Annotated in this window: 2 protein-coding genes; both read left to right on the forward strand. The window is 41.5% G+C overall.

What is annotated here, in order from left to right:
• Positions 1–147 precede the first annotated feature (147 nt).
• Positions 148–1,035: a toprim domain-containing protein gene (locus PVV65_RS09575; protein ID WP_273790003.1), complete on the forward strand. Its 888-nt coding sequence runs from the start codon at positions 148–150 to the stop codon at positions 1,033–1,035.
• Positions 1,036–1,040: 5 nt separating this feature from the next.
• The coding region (locus PVV65_RS09580) for a DUF3987 domain-containing protein (protein WP_273790004.1) at positions 1,041–1,839 on the forward strand (799 nt) is incomplete at its 3' end.

Genomic DNA, 1,839 nt, shown 5'->3' on the forward strand with positions numbered 1-1,839 from the left:
GTCATAGAGCAAGCAAAACAGCAACGTTATAACGACGTCGCATAAATGAAAACCTTGTCACGTAAGGACGGACAAGGCTTCCCATTTTCACTCAAGAATGAATAGCAAAATCCGTCCTATGGTGCAATATATCATAGGATAAAAAACATGTTTTCTTATATAAATGCTCGGGGCATCACAAATGCCTTGCGTGGGGTTTGGTATGGGCGTTATGGAAGTGCCCGTTGTCCAGCCCATGATGATCAATTGCCTAGTCTATCTCTTGCCAATGGACATGATGGGCGTCTTTTACTCACTTGTTATGCGGGCTGCTCTTTTAGAGAGATCATACAAGCGCTTAGAAGAATTGGCTTGCTGGGGAAACAAGCCTTTGTTGATAAAACTTATGATCACACGCTTTCTTTCTCAAAACAGTTTTCTGCTGATCTCAAAGGTGTAAAACAGAAAGCAGAGAGAGCAAAAGCAATTTGGCAACAAAGCCAACCGATTAAAAATACTTTAGCAGAAACCTATTTACGCAAGCGGGGGATTACTTGTGACTTATTTCCTTATTTACGCTTTCACGACAACTGTCCGCACCCCTTAGGAATGACACTACCCGCGTTGGTTGCTCTTGTTAAGGGGGCTGGTTCCTTTGCCATTCATAGGACCTCTTTACAAGCCAATGGCTGCAAAACAGATCACAAACCAACCAAAGCCATGTTGGGATCTGTTATGGGCGGTGCTGTGCATTTAAGCCAAGACAATCCAAAACATCTGGTTATTTGTGAAGGCATTGAAACCGGTCTGTCTCTGCTGTCTGGTTTGTTATCAGAGCCCGTGAATTTATGGGCGTCTCTTTCAACCAGTGGCATGATGCGTGTGAATTTACCCCTTACAAAAGGACGTCTGACAATCGCTATGGACGGCGATGATGCGGGTCGTAAAGCAGGTTTTACCTTAGCTGCGCGTGCTTATAGCCAAGGCTTTGAGGTCTTTATCATGCAAGCCCCTAACACTTTAGATTTCAACGATTTTCTCTATTATTTAAGGTAAGTAATATGAAACAAGATAATAAAAATATTTTAGAGAATAATACCCCCGTCAATGATAACAATAATCTCTCTTTAAACGGTCATGCTTGTTTAAAAGCCATTCCTTATGAACAAGCCTTGCAACAAAACGGTTGGGGGGAATTACAGCCTATTGATAAAGCTTTATTACCCGTCGAGCCTTTTAAAGTATATCTGCTCCCAATACCATTAATAGACTATGTTTATGATGTTGCTGATATGCAACAATCTTCTATCGATTTTGTGGCTATCTCTGCTTTATGCGGTTTGGCTGCTGTCATTGGAAATGGCGTGCGTATCGCTCCAAAACAACATGCCAATTGGACAATTGTTCCTAATCTCTGGGGCGCTATTGTGGGGCAACCTTCAACGATGAAAACACCGACCATGGAAGCAGCTTTAGCCCCTCTCTATGCCTTTCAAGAGGAATGGTATCAAGAATGGTTAAAGAAGAAAAAAAGCCAAGAAACAAAAGATATTCTGATTGAATTAGACAAACGAGAAAAGAAAAAACAAGCCTGCAAAGCACTCAAAGATCAAGACGAGGAACAAGCCCTTGCTCTTCTTTCTCAAGCTCTTGAACATGAAGAAACTGATGATGATGACACGCTTAATAAACGACGTCTTATCGTCAATGATGTCACAGTCGAAAAGCTTGGGGAATTGTTAAAAGAAAACCCCCGTGGTCTGTTGTTGGTTCGTGATGAATTATCTGGTTTTTTAGCCAATTTGGAGAGAAAGGAATATCAAGCAGACCGTTCTTTTTATCTCACAGCTTTTAATGGCA

The sequence above is a fragment of the Bartonella sp. ML70XJBT genome, from assembly GCF_028618425.1.
In the GTDB taxonomy this organism is placed as follows: Bacteria; Pseudomonadota; Alphaproteobacteria; order Rhizobiales; family Rhizobiaceae; genus Bartonella.

Excerpts from the sequence above, each read along its gene's own strand:
- PVV65_RS09575 (WP_273790003.1), top strand. The coding sequence starts at position 148 with ATGTTTTCTTATATAAATGCTCGGGGCATCACAAATGCCTTGCGTGGG.